The organism is Candidatus Chloroploca asiatica (genome assembly GCF_002532075.1).
Lineage (GTDB): Bacteria > Chloroflexota > Chloroflexia > Chloroflexales > Chloroflexaceae > Chloroploca > Chloroploca asiatica.
Window position 1 is genome coordinate 1 of record NZ_LYXE01000046.1, and the last position, 15,592, is coordinate 15,592.

Genomic DNA, 15,592 nt, shown 5'->3' on the forward strand with positions numbered 1-15,592 from the left:
AGCAAGCAGGAAAAGACGATTACGTCGCCATCAGCCCCTGCGCGAAGCGCTTCGTTCAACATGAATTAGACGGCGATTCGACGGCCTAGATCAGCCTTATCCGTGCTAGGCCGCGATTGTACCACCTAAATCTGCCCTCTATGGTGCTACGCCGCACGTTTGCCGCCTAAATCGGCCCTATATGGTGCTAGGCCGCGATTATACCACCTAAATCTGCCCTCTATGGTGCTACGGTGCTTCATGTGCTGTCTATTCACCATGCGTACTCTATGACGCCACGCATCGTTCTTCTCCATTATCCAGGAGTTTGTTCCCCAACATACCGTATCATCCAAGCTGATCGAACGGTATCAATCATAGGAGCTATTGTAACCTTGCTTCATCCTTAGGAGATCAGTCCCTATGACGTTGCCACCGAACCCGCCCCGGCTGCTCGATCAGGTACGCGTCGCTATCCGCCGGAAACACTCTTCACTCCGCACCGAAGAGGCCTCTGTCGGTTGGGTGCGTCGCTTCGTCCGCTTTCACCAGGTGCGCCACCCCCGCGAGATGGGAGCGTCTGAGGGAAGCGCCTTCCTGACGCACCGTGCGGTTGAGGACGAAGTTGCCGCTTCGACCCAGAACCAGGCGCTGAGTGCCTTGCTCTTCCTCTCCCGTGAGGTGCTCGTGCAGTCGCTCGCCGAGGATCTGGCGATCACGTCTGCGAAACGTCCCGCGTATCTCCCCACGGTGTTGAGCCGCGAGGAGGTTCGTGCCGTACTCGCCGCCCTCTCTGGAACGCATCAACTGATGGCGAATCTGCGGTATGGCAGTGGCCTGCGCCTGCTGGAGTGCCTTCGTCTCCGCGTGAAAGATCTTGATTTCGATCAGCGCCAGCTCATCGTGCGCCAAGGTAAAGGGGCAAAAGATCGGGCTACCTTATCCTTACGCTTCATGTCAACACAATTGTTTCTTGAATGGCATCATCGGGCAAACCACGCAACATGTCTTCTCTTCGGTCATGCATAATCAATTCAATAGCCTGGCGCAAATTCTCCTTTGCTTCAGCTACGGTTTCTCCCTGTCCGTTCGCCCCAGGGACTTCAGGGCACATTGCCCAGTATCCCCCTTCCGGAGCTGGTTCGATAATTGCTGTGAATTCTGCTTTCATTCTCTGCCTCCGTTTGTGGAATAGCCCCTGAGGTTCGCTATCCATTGTTTCCTACGCCTCCGTTTGTGGAATAGCCCCTGGGGTTCGCTATCCATTGTTTCCTACTCTTCAAATGCTTCTGAAGAGGATTATACCAAATAAGCAGACCCAAATCGCAAACACGATGCACTCTGCACCAAGTTGACAATAACACGTTGCTGCGTGGCGAGATGGAGCAGATCTTTGCGCCGTTGCGTCTTTGCGTCAACACGGATCAATCTTGCCGCAGCAGTTCCCAAAAAAGTGCAACAGTTCACGTGCAGCCAGTTGACAGGGGTACCCGCCGGGGTTATAATAACTTCCGATTAGTATGGGTAATCGGAAGTTATATGGAAAAAGCCTTAATATGGTTGACATAAGCAAGGAAAACGAGGCCCTTCCCGCCCCGGGCCGGATCGTGCGTCCAAGGATCGATCCGAGTGCGGCGGCGGCGGCGAATGTTGCGGCGCTGGCGACGACGTTCGTGGAGTATCGTGGGCGCATTGATGATGATACGTTGCGCCGCCAAGAGGCAGATCTGGCGCTCTTTGCCTTTTTCCTTGGGTCGATCAAGGCGATCCCTGAGGCTGAGGTTGCGGCATTCGGGGCGCGTTTGCCGACCCAGCCTGAAGCGTGGGAGAATGTGACCCACGGCCTCGTCAGCGGGTTTGTGCAGTGGCAGTTGCAGCAGGGCTATGCCATCGGCTCGATTAATGTGCGTTTGGCAACGGTGCGCCGCTATTGCCTGCTCGCCTATGAAGCTGGGGTGCTGTCCGCAGATGATCTTGCGCTGATCCGGACGGTGCGCGGGTATAGCGGGCGGCAGGCGCGGGCGATGGATACCCAGCGACGGCGCACTTCTACGCCAACTCGGGTGGGGAGCAAGAAGGCCCAGGCGATTGTCTTGACGACACCCCAGGTGCAGGCCTTGAAGGAGCAGCCTGCTACGCCCCAGGGCCGCCGCGATGCGTTGCTCGTCTGTCTGTTGCTCGATCTTGGCCTGCGTGTCGGCGAACTCGCGGCGCTGACCGTTGCGAGCATTGATCTCCGTGATGGGACGCTGACGTTCTACCGTGAGAAGGTGCATACAACCCAGACGCACCATTTGCCTGCTGAGAGCCTCGCCGCCGCACGCGCCTACCTTGCCAACGATGCGCTCGCCACTGGCCCGCTGCTGCGCGGCTCACGCAAGAATGGTGAACTCTGGGGTTTTATGTCAACCAGGGCCATCCGCGACCGGGTTGCGCTGCTCGGCGAACGGATTGGTGTCACCGGGCTTGCGCCGCACGACTTGCGCCATACCTGGGCAACCCGCGCCGCCCGTGGCAAGAGCGACCCCTTTGCCCTGCGTGACGCCGGCGGTTGGACGAGTCTGATGATGCCTGGTCGTTATGTCGAGTCAAGCCAGACGGCCAATGAACGCATTCGGCTCGATGAGCAAGATGAGAATGTAGTATAATCAAGCATAGAAGAAGGATGTGCTCTGTCCCCTTGAGGCGCTATGCTAGCCCTGGTTTTTGATGGTTCACTCAATCTGGTGACAACGTATGCCGACCCCACGTTGCGCCCCGGCGAGGCTTTGATTCGTCCGCATCTGGCTGGTATCTGCAATACCGATCTTGAAATCACACGTGGGTATATGGGATTTCAAGGTGTTCTCGGACATGAATTTGTTGGTACTGTCATTGCGTGCGAAGATCAAGCCTGGGTTGGACAACGCGTTGTCGGTGAAATCAATGCTGCCTGTGGTGTCTGTGCGACCTGTCGTCGCGGCGATGCACCCCATTGTCTGCAGCGCACAACGCTCGGCATCGACCGACGCGATGGCGTCATGGCCGAGTGTTTTAGCCTCCCGGTGAGTTGTCTGCATGTCGTCCCCCCAACCGTGCCCGACACGGCGGCCGTTTTTGTCGAGCCGCTGGCGGCAGCGCTTGAGATTGTTGAACAGAGCCATATCCGGCCCACCGAGCGGGTTGCCGTAGTTGGTGACGGCAAGCTTGGGGCGATGATTGTCCAGGTCTTACGGCTCACTGGATGCGCTCTGACTCTGGTTGGGCGTCACCCTGAGCGCTGGGGCGTTTATCAGCGCCAGGGCATCACTTGCACCACCGAAGATCATCTGGCAGCGGGATCGTTTGACGTTGTCGTTGATTGTACGGGGCAACCGGCTGGCCTCGCAACAACGCGTCGGCTTGTTCGCCCACGGGGACGGTTGGTGCTCAAAAGTACGTTTGAAGCGGCGTCGGAGATCAATTTGACGATGCTGGTTGTTGACGAAGTGCAACTGCTTGGCTCACGTTGTGGCCCCTTTGCCCCGGCCCTGCGTCTGCTCGAGCGCGGCCTGATCGAAACCGCACCACTCATCACGGCGACGTATCCGCTGACCAGGGCGCTTGAAGCGTTTGCTGCCGCCCGCGGTAACCTCAAGATCCTGCTGCAGATGGGCAGCAGTAACTGAGCCACGCGGGGCATACGAGGGATCCTAATTGTATGGATACACTTGTGCTGTTAGTCCTGCTTGGACTACTCACAGTGGTGGGGGCAGTTGTTACCACGTTGCTGATTGTGCGACGGCGACGTACCGATGATGTGCTGCCTTCGACGCCACATGCTGAACCAGGAAAGGCTGACGCTCCCGAGCACGAAGCTCGTGGTGCCCGTCGTGGCAAGCGCATGGCGCGTCTTCGTACGTATCTGCGAACCCTGAGTCGCCGCCAGGCGCTGGTTCTGGCGTTGATCGTTGGGTTGATCATCGTCAGTGCTGGCTATCTGCTCATGCAGGATCAGTTTGTCAGTCGGGCGGATCGCTTCATTGTGGTAGTGGCCCCGTTTGATGATGGAGGGGATGGGACGACCGGGCAGAGTGTTGCGACCGAACTGGTGCGGGTGTTGCAAGGCGCCGGTCAGCGAGCGATTGTGGCGAGTGTCGCACGACGACGACCCGCTGATCCGGTCGAGGCGCTCGCCATGGCCGTTGATGCCGAGGCAGATCTGTTGATTTGGGGTCAGGTCGAAGCGGGCAGCCTGCTGGATCAGGCGGCCCTGCGACCGTTCCTTATTTATACCCCGACGGGCATCTATGGCCCGAACGCCTGGGATGGCTATCTCAGTCGGTTTACGTTGCCCCGAAGCTATGTCCTGACGACGGAAGCAATCAACGGTCAAGCCGTGCTTGTCCCCCTTGTGGTGGCGCTCTACGATTATGCCATGGGTGAACCTGATCGTGCCTTGAACCGCCTTGATCAGTTGCAAAAAGACTATGCGGCGCTCGAAAATCCTTTGATCTATGCACTGCGGGGCAATATCTTCTGGGCGCGTGGCCTTGCCGACGCAGCAGCAAGCCAGTACCGCCAGGCGCTTGCGCTGCCCGGGCATGAGCAGGCGCTGCTCGCCAATAATCTTGGGGCGATCCTCTTTGATGGCAGCAACCCCGAAGCGCTGGCTGCCTATGCCGAAGCCGTGCGCCGACTCGATGGACGCGATCTCGGCGAGCTACGGTTCAACCTGGCGCTGCTCGCCTTCCGTGAGCAACGGCCTGCCGATGCCCTGGTTGAACTCGAACAGGCCCGGAATCTGTTGCCAGACAACGCCCCGCTCTTGCTACAATTGACGACTGGCTATCGTGAGACCGGACAATTGCAGGCGGCGAACACCGCGCTGGAGGAGGCAGAACGCCAGATGCGCCGCGATACACGGCTCGTCCCGACGCCATTGCGCGTGATGTTCAATCAGCGGCACGAAGCCCGTCTGTATGAAGAGCAAGCCCTGCTCGCACTGGCCCGCCAACTCGAAACCAGAGGACAACTGATCTGGGAACTCGAAATCGCCCCGGTGCAACCAGTCCGTTCGCTCCGCCCCGTCCTCGCTGATCTGCAGCGTGCGTTCGAGGCAAGCGAAGCAGAGAGCATTCAGTGGCGACGACACGCCGTCACCGAAGCTGCGGCATTCCCCGGAACTGGTCTGCTCGCGAGTGCCCAGGCTGTCGGCGCGGAACGCAACCGCGACCGTCAGCGCTACTATTATGCCCTGGTGCATGGTGAGATCGAGCGCACCACCCTGAGTGAACGCCCCGGCTTTCTGGCGGCCCTCTTTGGCACCGGGGCCCCCCGTTCGACAGGTCTAGCCGTGCTTGATGAACTCGATCAGCGGAATCTCAATATCCCTGCCGTCGTCAATGCACTGGGGCGCATGTACCGCCTGCAGGGCCAGCGCGAGCGAGCCGGTGAGCGGTATGATCAAGCGATCCAGTTGGCCCCGCAGCAACCAGAAGGCTATTTTGGACAGGGCATGGTCGCTTTTGAGCGAGGTGAGGAGGGTGATGCAACCCGTTTCTTCAACGAAGCGCTCGCACGCAACAGCACCTTCTTTCCGAGTCATGTCGCCCTGGCACGAATTGCCGAGGCACAGGGCGATTGGGCTACCGCTCTCACCCATTACGCCGCGTTGCAAGAGCTCCGGCCCGGATCGCTGACGACGATCAGCTATGCGCGCCTGTTACGACTCAGCGGGCCGGATGGCTGGGCCAAGGCCGAAGCTCAGTTGCTCGGCTTGAGCACCACGAACGCCTTGGCGGCGATTGAACTGGCGCGTTTATACAACGATGCTGGTCATCCTGAACGTGCCCGCGATATCTACCGTGATGCGTTACGGCTTGAGCGAAGTAATAGCACAGCAGCCTTTGAGCTCGGCGAAACGCTCATGCGCCTGGGCGATTATGAAGGAGCCGAACGTGCCCTCCGCGACGCCCTTCGCTTTGACAGCACCAACCTTGATGCACGGCTTGTGCTTGCCGATCTTTACCATGGGCCACTGAATGATCCGGCGAGGGCTGATCGTGAATACGAGGCCATTCTCGAACAGGGCTTGCGTGATCCCGCAGCGCTGGAACGCATTGGTGACGCTTTTATGGCTCATGGCACCTATGATCAGGCGATCACCGCCTATCGCGAAACCCTTGCCGCACAACCTGGCGTCGCTCAGGTACACTTCAAACTGGGGGAAGCCTATGCCGCTCGTGGGCGACTTGAGGCAGCGATTGGTGAACAAGAGCGCGTGCTCGAATTGACCGCAGGCAGCCCCGAACTCACCCTGGTCGATCTGCGCGTGCAGGCCATGATCGCGCTTGGCGATCTTCACCGACGCAGCAATAACCTGAGTCTGGCAAGTGAATTCTACACACAGGCGACCCGCCTCGCCCCAAATCGCGTCAACGCCCAGCTTGGCCTCGGCCTGATTGCCGTGGCGCAAGACAACTGGGGCTTTGCACAGAGCTATTTCGAAGCAGCAGCGGCGCTGCCTGATGGCCCAACCAGTGCGCATGCCCAGTTCTGGGTGGGCGAGAGCCTCTTGCGCCGGGGCGACTTCTATGGGGCCGCCGAACGCTACAACCGGGCCCTCGCCCTCGATCCAGGCTTTGCTGAAGCCTATCTCGGGCTGGCGCAGACCCGTCATGCCCAGGGCGAGAGCAACCTTGCCCTGGAGATCGTCAATCAGGGGCTTGCCCAACGGCCTACCTATGCCGAAGCCCTGCTCTTCAAAGGGAAACTTTTACAGGAACAACAGCGTCACAAGGAGGCGATGAACGCATATAATCAATCAATTGCCGCAAATAGTACCATTGCTGAGACCTTCTACTGGCGAGGGGTGCTTGCCCTTCAACAGAACGATGAAGAACAAGCGATGAGTGATCTCAACCGGGCTATTCAGCTCGAGGCCAACTTTCCTGATGCTGCCTACTGGCTCGGGCGAGCCTATTATGCTCAGGGACGTTATGCCGACGCCGCGAACGCCTTTGATCAGGCGCTTACCTACCGGCCTGATTTTGTCGAAGCCATGTTTTATCGTGGGCTCGTCGCCGAGGCGATGGGCAATACCGCAGAAGCAATCCGTGCCTACCGCACGGTTATCCAGCTCGACGCATCGAGCGACTTTGCCGCCCGCGCTCGTGTGCAGCTTGACCGTTTGACCTGATGACTACTCTGACACAATACCGCATCGCGCTGCAGATCTTTCAATCCAACCGCCTCCGGCGCGACTATAGTGACCTGGCCGAGATCCCACAGTACGATCTGGTCGGTGAGTTCTTTTTTTCGGAAATGTACGGCCCGCGGGATTTTACCGCGCGGGATGCGGGTGCCCGTCGGCTGCAGCATATTTTGCAAATGCTGCCGGGAGTTCATGTACGTGATGTTGAGGTCGTCCTCGAACTGCTCGATCTCACCAACAGGCTTGACGGGGGCTTGGCCCGTCTGATGTTTCGTCACAACACAGGGACTGATTTTGACGAAGCTACGTACGACTATTTTTATCGGCTCGCTGACAACTATGATGACCGCCTGACCCAGTTGAAGCTCGTTGACACAAGCCTCTACAATGTCTTTCGGCTCTCACGTTCCCAGTTGCTTGGGATCGGCCTGCACCGTTCCCGCCTGGTAGCCAAATTGGCTGGGATCGAGGTCGCGCACGATTTTCTCGTCAAAGGCTACGACGCGGTGCGCAACGTAACCGATATTGACCATTTTGCGCAGACCGTCTATACACGGGAACTGGCCCGTCTGGATCGGATTTATGAACGCTGATCTGCTGCCCATCTTTCTGCAAGTGCCTGCCGGCGTCTTCCGTATGGGCACGTCCGAGCGCGATCTGTCAGCGCTCGCACGACGCTATGGTGGCACCCGTGAGAGCTATCGTGAAGAGGCGCCGCAACACGAGGTCGCGCTACCGGCTTTTGCCCTGGCGGCAACGCCCGTGACAAATGCGCTCTATGCCACCTTTGTACAGGCCACCGGCATGACACCACCGCTCCATTGGCGTGGCCCGCTCCCCCCTACGGCCTTGCAGGATCACCCGGTGGTTGATACCAACTGGCACGAGGCCGTCGCCTTCTGCCAATGGCTCACCGCGTCGCTGCAACAAACGTCGGTGGTCGTGCCAGGCCTTGCGCCACCATACCGCTTCCGGCTGCCCAGCGAAGCAGAATGGGAGCGTTCGGCACGAGGCACCGATGGACGACAGTTTCCGTGGGGCGACGAATTTCGGGCTGAGCTGGCGAACACGCGCGAAAGCAACCTTGGGAGCAGCAGCGTTGTCGGCAGTCGGCCCGAAGGCATCAGCCCGATCGGCGCACACGATATGGCGGGCAATGTCTGGGAATGGACCGCGAGCCTTGATGCATTGTATCCGTATCAGCGCAACGACGGACGCGAAGATCCAACTCGTGAGGGGCGGCGCATTATGCGTGGCGGATGTTATGTCAATCCACAGGGCTATGCCCGGTGTGCGTGTCGCTTTCGGCTCGCGCCGACCGTGCGCAACGAGTTTACGGGTTTTCGCCTGGCGATCTAGAAGGATCCACGAATGACCATTAAATATACACGCTGGTTACGAAGTTACGTCGGACACCAACGGATCTTGCAGGTGCGGGCGTGCGCGTTTGTGCGCAACGAAGAAGGCGGGATCCTGTTGTGTCGGCGCGCAGACGTGATGTTGTGGGATGTGCCGGGTGGCACGATTGCGCTTGATGAAGTTCCGGCGCATGGCATGGCGCGCGAGGTCGCGGAAGAGACTGGGCTGCAACTCGAAGCCGAACGCCTGATCGGTGTCTATGGCGGCCACGATTTTCAGTGGACCTATCCCAACGGCGATCAGGCTCAGATCCTCACGATCTTCTTTCGGGCGCGCATCGCGAGTGGTACGCTCACCCCAACGGGGCACGAAAATGTCGGTACGGGCTTCTTTCTGCCCGACCAACTGCCACCGCTCTTGCCCCGAACGAGGCGCATGCTGGCTGACGCCCTGGACGATCGGCTTGAAGCGAGTTTTGATCGGTAAGGGAGCGAGCATTGTTGCGCACTGTTCTGCCGCCTAAACGGGCCAACTTCGTTGGCCCGTTTAGGCGGCAGAACGTCATCGCAGCGCGAAGACTCCCCTACCCAAGTTTCGCCAGCCACGGGAGCAAGGCGTCGGTGAACAGTTCGGGGGTTTCGTCGAAGGGGCAGTGGCCGGTGTCGGGCAGAATGGCGATTTCGGCCTGGGGCAAGATCCGCTGCTTGATTGCCTCGGCATCCGAGGGCGGGATCGAGCGGTCTTCGGCCCCCCAGATGAGCAACGTTGGCCCGTTGTATTCACCTGGTTGCATATCAATGCCAAAGCGTACCGATGAGCGCGTGACCGCAAGGTATGAATTGGCGCCGAAGCGGCGCAACGGACCACTGAAGGTCTCGACCAACTCAGGTGTGACCGCTTCTTTCCGGTGATACGAGGCGAGCAAACTCTGACGCACCCCCCATTCGTTGCCAAAGATGCCGGCGACCGTCTCGCCGATCACTGGTGCCCCGATCAGCGACAACAAGACCTGATCGGTCGGGGTCAACGGGCGCTCGTAGAGTTGCATGCCCGAGCTGTTGACGAGAATGAGCGCTCTGGTCAATTCAGGGAAACGCCGGGTAAATTCAGTTGCCGCCACGCCACCCATCGAGTGGCCGACGATGACCGCCGGTCCACCAACAACGTTTTGCACAAAATGAGCGATTTGCTCGGCCCAACGAACTTTGCTGGGCTGGCCTTCAGGTCGCGCCGAGTAGCCAAATCCATACAGATCAAGCGCGTAAAAGGTGTGCTCGCGGGCCACCGAGCGCACAATCTTGCGCCAATGGTCAATCAGGGCCCCATACCCATGAATAAAGACGACCGGCAGCCCCTGCACAGGCGTCGAAGCCCAGTACCGGGTCGGCCCAAGCGGGCCATCCAGATAATGCTCAGTAACACTATAACGCCGCTCTTCGTGCCGAGCGCTTGTTTCAACCTGCATCGCAACCATATCTTTGCTTTTCCTTTTTTCTAGAACTTCGGGAAGCTCGTTTCTTTGTTGTGTAGCTATAGCATACCACAATTGCAAACTTTTTGCACAGGCTTTGCAGACATAACCGGTGCAACAGAAAGAAGGTCCGCTAGGCCGAGAGCCTTTCTTCTGCGTCGGTTATGCTAGGCCTTGCTCACGGCGATAGCGTTCGCGCAGGTCGTCAATGCTCACGAGGTTGCCCTCGGTGTCTTCGCAGTACCAATATTCCCAGCCATTCGAGGCAGGGCGTTGCTGGGCCAGCGCAGCAAGCCGATGCATCGAGCCATGCTGATCGCGCCAGACGAGATGCCCATCGGCCTTGATCGTGGCCTCTTCGCGCCGATCGCGTGAAAAGAGGCGCTGACCCACCGCAAGGTAGTGCGCTTCAATCAGTTGACCCAGACTAATGCGTGGTTGGTGACGCCGCGAGGGGGTCACCAACTCACGCTCGCTCAGCGCCGACACAGAGATGCTATCGATCCTCCGACGGGCAAGCTCAATATACGCCGGTGCAATTTCGATACCAATGTAATTACGCTGCAACTTCTTTGCGACGGCACCCGTTGTCCCCGAACCAAAAAAGGGATCAAGCACAAGATCGCCAGGGTTCGTTGAAGCCAGCAACACCCGGTACAGCAGCGCCTCGGGCTTTTGCGTCGAATGAGCTTTCTTGCCATCGATCTTCAACCGCTCGGCCCCGGTACACAACGGGAGGTACCAGACGTTTTGCATCTGTTTTTCGTCGTTGAAATGCTTCATCGCCTGGTAATGAAAAGTATAGCGTTTCTGTTCTTTTGACTTTTTGGCCCAGATCAAGGTCTCAGTCGCGTTCTGGAAACGTGTGCCGTGAAAATTGGGCATCGGATTCGTTTTGTGCCAGATGATGTCATTCAGGATCCAGTAGCCCAAATCCATCATGATTTTGCCGACGCGAAAGATATTGTGGTACGACCCGATGACCCAGATGGTGCCATCAGCTTTCAAAACGCGCCGACACGCGCTCAGCCACTGCTCGGTAAACTGGTCGTACGCTGCACTGTCAACAAACTGATCCCAACCGTCATCAACTCCCGCCACGACGGTTTGATCGGGTCGCAATAATGCTTGTTCAAGCTGCAGATGGTAGGGCGGATCGGCAAAAATGAGGTCAACCGATTGCGCAGGCAAGCGGGTGAGCACCTCAAGACAATTCCCCTCTACAATCTGATTCAGGGGAAGCCTAGCGTCCTCCACTGCGTCAAGATCTCCACGCCGTCGCATTGGTTTCTCCCAACTTCGCGCATGTATACATTCTGAGACCTCACAGGTCTTGAAGACCTGTGAGGTCTTAAAAAACTCATCTATGTGCGCCAACATATCTTCCGTGAGAAGGCCTCCCGGCTACCGTTAGCCGTCAGTCTCTCCAGCCGTAGTTTTACCCTTCGCTGCCTCGGCTGCCTCGGCCATCGTGCGCAAGGCGGTAAAGAGTTCAATCGACAGCAAGACACCACTCGGGTAGCCTTTCTGGGTAATCACAATCGGCTGATTCTGCTCACGCGCTCGCTTCATCAGCATTGCAAGCGAACTTGCTGCCTTCGAAATGGGCACCATGCCCCGTTGCAGATCGACATCCAGCGATAACACCGGGTTCTGATTGGACATACTCCGCGATCCTTTCTTCGCATTCGATATTCGAACCTGTAGCCTTCCCCAGGCTGGTTATTTTGTCGAACGCTGTTCATGAACAAAATGAATGATGATCAGTATACCTTGTAATCAATAGATTCACAAGAGGATGCAAAAAAGAAGGCGTGACGATCGGCTTCACCAGATTGCCCTCGGTGAAGGCAGCGCTACAGAACCCCTAGCCCATTGCCTCTAGCAAGACCGCACTTGCCCATGAGCGTTGCCCAACGACCGGCCCGTCTTCACAACTTAGCCGGGCAAGTGCTGCCAGGGCTGCTTCGGCACACGCACCTTCACCCTGGGCCAGACAACCCAAGGTTGCCAGGCACTGCCGCCGTATGATGGGCAACGGATGGTCGGGCAAGCCCTGAGGTATGTGCAAGAGCGCTTCGAGCCTCACAACAACGATTGGCTCGGTCGCACGAGCCAGTGCCGTGACCGCTGCCAGGCGCAGCGCGAGTGGTTGATCACTCTTCACAGTCAACGCACAGAGCCAGTCAGGATCGAAGGTACGCTCGGCACGGTGGGTCAGGGCTTTCAGGCGAAGCACCAGAGGCGCATCAGGATCATCCAGGGGGTCTTCGAGGCGCAGATTCGTGGGCGCAAACTCTTCGAGCAGCGTATAGGCCTGCACCCGCACGGGGGGCGATGGGTCAGTCAGGTAGCGCTGCAACAACGGCAGCACGTCCTGTTCGCCACGCCGCAAGAGGGTTGCAAGCGCAGCCAGACGTAGAGCCGGTGCCACGGCTGAATGTTGGCTGAGCCGGGTCAACAGAGGGGTTATCTGTGGGTCATCGAGTGGCCCCAACCCATCAAGGACGGCAAGCATCGCGGGGCCACTGGCCGATTGCACTGCTTCCAGCAAGTAGGCGAGCCCGGTTGCATCACGATTGCGCGCCAGGACACGTGCCATTGCGAGTGCCAACGCTCCTTCTTGATGCTGATGAAACAGTTGCCTCAACTGACTCAGGCTGGCCTCGATCAGCGTGGCGGGCAACGCTTCAACCGCAGCGAGACGGATCTCGTCGGCTTCAGCAGGATCGCAGACAAGCGCAAGCAGGCTCGTCTGGGCTTCATACTGGAGACTACGGCCAAGCGCGGCAATAGCGGCATAACGAACCAGAGGGTCTTCGCCAGGATCACGCGCAAGTGCGCCAACAACAGTGGTTGGGATCGCTGGATGATCAAGCTGTTCGAGCATAGCCGCACGGATCGCCGGTTCGTCGCGCTGCAGGACGAGTCGTTCACCGAGCATGCGTTGTACAGCGGGATCGCGGTCGATTCTCTCCAACGCCATCAAGCGTAACCGCAGATCGAGCTCGGTCGCCTGCAACAATGCTGCCAGTTCTTCGACGGGATGACTGAGCCGAGCCAGCGTTACGAGCATGAACCGTGCAACGTCACATCGTTGTTCAGCCCAGAGCGCACGACGCAGTGCGGTCACAACTTGCTCGCGCATCCCCACCGTATGGGCCAGGTGCGCCATCCCGCTGATTGCCGCCAGCGCCAGATGTCCCGCTTGCGCCTCCACCATCGCCGCAAACCACGTCGCCGGGTGTACCAAGCGGGGGTTGTCGGCCAGCGCTTCGGCCAGGATACGCTGTACTGGGGCCGGTAAGGGCAGGTCAGGCCAAGCCAGGGCTGGGGTCTGGGTGAGTTCCGGGGCAATCCGTCGCCAGTGCGCTTCAAGTACAGTGATGAACGAAGGGGCCAGCAGGGCAGTGAAGATCGACAACGCTGTCCGGTCGCCGGTTTTGCCCAAAGCCTCAACGATGACCGAGGCAAGCGGTGGATCAAGGATCGCTTGCTGCAACCCCCTTCGCAAGGCGCCTGCCACAGTTGCACCACAAGCAGGATGCGCTCCCACATCGCCAAGCGCCAATGCAGCCACCCGTTTCACCAGCACTGGCGCATTACCCGTAAGCAGGGCCGCCCACGTTGGCTCAAGTTCCGGTAGGCCGCGTGACGCGAGATGTTCGGCGGCACGTACCTGTAGCACGAGGGGCAACCCTGGTCGTGCGAGCAGGCGACGCAACAGCACAACGCGAGGAGCGCTCTGTCGGGCAAGCACGTCAAGCGCATCAAGCCGGTTCGTCACTGGCAAGGCCGCACTTACACAGATGCGAGCGAGGAGCGTTGGCTTCCCAGGATGCGGAACCGTTGCCAGCGCGTCAAGCACCTCGCGTCGTGCAATGCGGGTGGCCTCTGGTCGCAGCAAGACCCGCGTCAAGGCAAACAAAGCCACCGATGGGGTCTCGTTCGCAAGACTGTGCAGAGCCGCCCGTCGCAAGAGGGGAGCGTCGGCAACCGCAGCCTCTTCAACAAGATCGTGCCGGTTGGCGCAGGCGAGGGCCAGCGCCCGCAGTTCTTCAGGCACAGTAGGATCATCGAGGAGCGCCAGCGCCGCACGGGTGCGCTGCGTGCCCATTGTCTCGTCGGTCAAAAGGGCGACACACCCTTCACGCAAGGGTGAGAGCGCAAGCAATTGCCGCGTTGCTCCATCAACACAGGCCGCGATATACGCCCGAAAGGCAGAGGCTGCGCCTGGAGCATCAGACGTGCCATCCGCAAGCAGTTCGGGCGTTGGGGCCAGGTCAATCAAGAGGTCAGCCGCGAGCCTGCGCAGGGCGATCGGCACCCCCGGTCGTTCCCCAAGCTCCAGCCAGATCGTCGGCAGTGCGGCCAGCAACGGGGCCGTCGACCGCATCGCCGCCAGCGTCCGGGCTTCGTCCTGCACCGCCGCTGCCGCAAAGAGCACCGGCAAGACAGGGGCTAGTTCGGCCAGCAGGGTTTGTCGCTCTTGATCAACCTCGGAAGCCGTCAGGTATTCTACCAGACGCAGATATAACACCGGTGCATAGGTGGGCATCTCACGCACACACGCTACCAGGGCCCGCAGATTATCAAAGTCGTCCGTTTCACTCGCAAGCATCTCGAACAGGGGCACAGGATCAACGCGCAAGCCAGCGCTCAGGGCTGCGACAGCCGTGCGCTCTTCGACCGGCAGATCGGTGAGCGCATGGGGATCGTCATCTGCCAACACCCGTGCCTGTTCATACGAGCGCAAGTGAAGACGGCCTACCGCGACACCCGTATGCAGCATCCGGCCATTCCTAAACGGCCCTGTGCCTACCACTTCAATGACGGAATACTTGGCAAGCAATGGCTCGGCTAGCGCATAGGCCTGCGCATATAACGCGGCCCGCGAGGACGGAATGCCACCGATCGGGTAGATCAGGGCTAGTAACGCCAGATCCGCCAGACTCTCGCGCACCGGGGCAAGCGGCGCAAGATGGAGCGCCGCGAGCAGTGGGGCAAGATCGTAGGTTGGCAAGAGGTGCGCAAGCCACTGCTCAATGGTTGTGTCGGTGGGCAAAGCAAGCGGACGGATGCGCACCTCGTCCCAGGCTCCGCCCAGGGGCAGGGTTACGGCGATCCGCAAAGTAGGCCACGTTCGCTGTGCCGAAACAAGAAACTGTTGCCAGATAGCCCGACGAGCGAGGGGCAGCACTTCCCAGTCATCAAGCAAAAGCACGCCGGGGCGCTGATGCGATACAAACTGCTCGGGTAAGCTAGCCTGATATGCTGCCCGCGCGAGTACCGCCCGTGGGGGAAGATTAAGCAAATCATCGTCGCCCAGCGCAAGATAGAGCAAGGGCAGATCACTCGGATGCGCCACCCAGTGTGCTGCAAGTTGCATCAAGCCCAGCGAGCGCCCCGAGGCTGGTGGCCCGACCAACCCCAGCGTCGTCGGGGTCTCGATGAGCGCGGCGTACTCTGTCGCGACATCAAAGCCCAGGGGAAGGCGTAGCAACGACTCCATCAAACGCAACGCCGGCTCACTAGACAGCCGCGTCTCGATCCTGGTGCGACACATGCGCAACCAGCTTTGGCCAAATGAAAACCCTCTCATCATGCCC

Annotated in this window: 11 protein-coding genes; 7 read left to right on the top strand and 4 right to left on the bottom strand. The window is 59.2% G+C overall.

Annotation, left to right across the window (positions count from 1 at the left end; all coding sequences use genetic code 11):
- Positions 1–402: 402 nt before the first annotated feature.
- The 7 genes from A9Q02_RS04020 (at position 403) to A9Q02_RS04055 (ending at position 8,998) form a co-directional block, all read left to right on the top strand.
- Complete coding sequence (locus A9Q02_RS04020; protein WP_097651074.1) at positions 403–1,008, top strand: phage integrase N-terminal SAM-like domain-containing protein; 606 nt, start codon at positions 403–405, stop codon at positions 1,006–1,008.
- A gap of 527 nt (positions 1,009–1,535) precedes the next feature.
- Positions 1,536–2,627, top strand: coding sequence for a tyrosine-type recombinase/integrase (locus tag A9Q02_RS04030; RefSeq protein ID WP_172450610.1), 1,092 nt, complete (start codon positions 1,536–1,538; stop codon positions 2,625–2,627).
- 42 nt (positions 2,628–2,669) lie between these two features.
- Positions 2,670–3,626 (top strand): MDR/zinc-dependent alcohol dehydrogenase-like family protein, encoded by a 957-nt coding sequence (locus tag A9Q02_RS04035; RefSeq protein WP_097651076.1) that lies wholly within the window; start codon positions 2,670–2,672, stop codon positions 3,624–3,626.
- A gap of 32 nt (positions 3,627–3,658) precedes the next feature.
- On the top strand, positions 3,659–7,138 hold the full coding sequence (locus A9Q02_RS04040) for a tetratricopeptide repeat protein (RefSeq protein ID WP_097651077.1): 3,480 nt from the start codon (positions 3,659–3,661) through the stop codon (positions 7,136–7,138).
- Entirely contained in the window at positions 7,138–7,746 is a 609-nt protein-coding gene (locus tag A9Q02_RS04045; RefSeq protein ID WP_097651078.1) for an FFLEELY motif protein, read from the top strand. The genes A9Q02_RS04040 and A9Q02_RS04045 overlap by 1 nt, the downstream gene beginning before the upstream one ends.
- On the top strand, positions 7,736–8,512 hold the full coding sequence (locus A9Q02_RS04050; RefSeq protein ID WP_097651079.1) for a formylglycine-generating enzyme family protein: 777 nt from the start codon (positions 7,736–7,738) through the stop codon (positions 8,510–8,512). The genes A9Q02_RS04045 and A9Q02_RS04050 overlap by 11 nt, the downstream gene beginning before the upstream one ends.
- Before the next feature lie 12 nt (positions 8,513–8,524).
- Positions 8,525–8,998 carry an NUDIX domain-containing protein gene (locus tag A9Q02_RS04055; protein ID WP_097651080.1) on the top strand — a complete coding sequence of 158 codons (474 nt, stop codon included), beginning with the start codon at positions 8,525–8,527 and terminating at the stop codon, positions 8,996–8,998.
- 97 nt (positions 8,999–9,095) lie between these two features.
- Here A9Q02_RS04055 and A9Q02_RS04060 read toward each other — a convergent pair whose 3' ends face one another.
- From A9Q02_RS04060 to A9Q02_RS04075, 4 genes are all read right to left on the bottom strand, one after another.
- Positions 9,096–9,986: an alpha/beta fold hydrolase gene (locus A9Q02_RS04060; protein ID WP_245860324.1), complete on the bottom strand. Its 891-nt coding sequence runs from the start codon at positions 9,984–9,986 to the stop codon at positions 9,096–9,098.
- 159 nt (positions 9,987–10,145) lie between these two features.
- Entirely contained in the window at positions 10,146–11,267 is a 1,122-nt protein-coding gene (locus A9Q02_RS04065) for a site-specific DNA-methyltransferase (protein ID WP_097651081.1), read from the bottom strand.
- A gap of 126 nt (positions 11,268–11,393) precedes the next feature.
- Positions 11,394–11,648, bottom strand: coding sequence for a type II toxin-antitoxin system prevent-host-death family antitoxin (locus A9Q02_RS04070; RefSeq protein WP_097651082.1), 255 nt, complete (start codon positions 11,646–11,648; stop codon positions 11,394–11,396).
- A 202-nt stretch (positions 11,649–11,850) separates the two neighbouring features.
- On the bottom strand, positions 11,851–15,588 hold the full coding sequence (locus tag A9Q02_RS04075; RefSeq protein WP_141508691.1) for a hypothetical protein: 3,738 nt from the start codon (positions 15,586–15,588) through the stop codon (positions 11,851–11,853).
- Positions 15,589–15,592 lie beyond the last annotated feature (4 nt).